We start from the raw sequence: 1,689 nt of genomic DNA, 5'->3' as shown, positions 1-1,689 counted from the left end.
TGATGCGAATTGCATATCAAAAAAAAAATGTGAAACGAGATATGTAAACGGTTGCCAACAAAGCTAAAGGCGCATTAGAAAAAACGGTACACTATTCGGTTTGGTCTTATGTACCAAAACCATCACTTACCTACTCACCCCTATCATAAAAAAAGAAGTAATTTTCTTTATCTTGCAGTAGACCAAGCAAAGAATACTCCCCTACCACTTTAGCAGAAATAAAACAGCTATAGTTACTAGTAACTAAATTCCTTGATATTGGATGATATAAGTACTGGTTACTTTATACAATTGTTGTGCTTAATAAGGATGAATTGAAATGACACTTGAAGATTTAGGATATAATAAAGAATTAGGAGCGTACAGAAAAGAAAATAATCTTGACTCTTTTGGTGTTGGAAGAGTTATTTCTGAGCATAAAGACCGATATACTGTCAAAACTGAAGATGGCGAATTTGATTCTGAACTTATAGGAAATTTAAGATTTACCGCCACGAATAGGAATGAATTACCCGCTGTTGGTGATTGGGTTTCCATATCAGAATATGATGAAGGCAAAGCTCTAATCCATGCTGTATTTCCCAGAAAATCCATTGTAGAAAGAAAGGCTGTTGGCAAATTAGGTCAAACTCAAATTATTGCCACAAATATTGATTTTGGACTTATCGTTCAATCTGTGAATAGAGATTTCAACATCAATCGTTTAGAACGCTACCTTACTATTTGCCACACTTCTAAAATTGAACCCATTATTGTTTTAAGCAAAGTGGATTTAATTGAGAAACAGGAGTTAGAAGAATTAATAAATCAGGTAAAAGAGAGAATTAATAACGTTCCTCTATTTGAGATAAGTAACCAATCTGGATTAGGAATCGACAGTTTAAAATCTAAATTAGTAAAAGGTTACACCTATTGTTTATTAGGCTCATCAGGTGTCGGAAAGTCTACACTCATTAATACGCTAACGGGAACCAGCTTGATGCATACAAGAGAAATTAGTGAGAGCATAGATAGAGGTAAACACGTTACATGCCATAGAGAGTTAGTAGTTCTAGACAATGGAATATTAATTGATAATCCCGGAATGAGAGAAGTTGGCATAACTGATGATTCTGATGGATTTGAAATTACTTTTGAGGAGATATTGAATCTTTCTAAAAATTGCAAGTATAATGACTGCACACACACTAATGAAGATGGATGTGCAGTATTGACTGCTTTAGAAAATAATGACTTGAACCCAGAATCATATGAGAATTTCCTCAAGATGGAAAAAGAGAGAATACATTTCGAGTCAGATGTTCAGGATAGAAAAAAGAAAGGTAAAGACTTAGGGAAATTAATAAAGAATATGAAAAAGAATAATAATAAATACTAAGCACAACAAAACCTATGAGCAATAGCGCCCTGCGAGACGCCACTCCTCATAGCGAAACCGTTGGTATTCATATCGAACAACGAATCTGAAAAGAATAATGAGCTTAAAGAATAGCGTATTTATTGCAACAAGCTTAGACGGATATATCGCTGACAAGAATGGTGGTATTGATTGGCTACATTCTATACCAAATCCCGACAATGATGATCTGGGATATGTTGAATTTAATAAAGAAATTGACGCACTTGTTATGGGAAGAACAACATTTGAAACTGTACTCGGATTTGATGTTGATTGGCCATACAACAAAC

The 1,689-nt window shown here is 34.2% G+C and carries 2 protein-coding genes; both read left to right on the top strand.

All coding sequences use genetic code 11. The features are described from left to right. Positions 1–319: 319 nt before the first annotated feature. Positions 320–1,378: a ribosome small subunit-dependent GTPase A gene (gene rsgA / locus V7719_RS18745; protein WP_335731469.1), complete on the top strand. Its 1,059-nt coding sequence runs from the start codon at positions 320–322 to the stop codon at positions 1,376–1,378. A 97-nt stretch (positions 1,379–1,475) separates the two neighbouring features. After that, positions 1,476–1,689 (top strand): dihydrofolate reductase family protein (locus V7719_RS18740; protein WP_442969110.1); only part of this gene is annotated, 214 nt, incomplete at its 3' end.

Source organism: Psychroserpens sp., from assembly GCF_036960315.1.
Classification (GTDB): domain Bacteria; phylum Bacteroidota; class Bacteroidia; order Flavobacteriales; family Flavobacteriaceae; genus Psychroserpens.
Note: the sequence above shows the minus strand (reverse complement) of the source record. Positions and strands in the feature narration are given on the sequence as shown.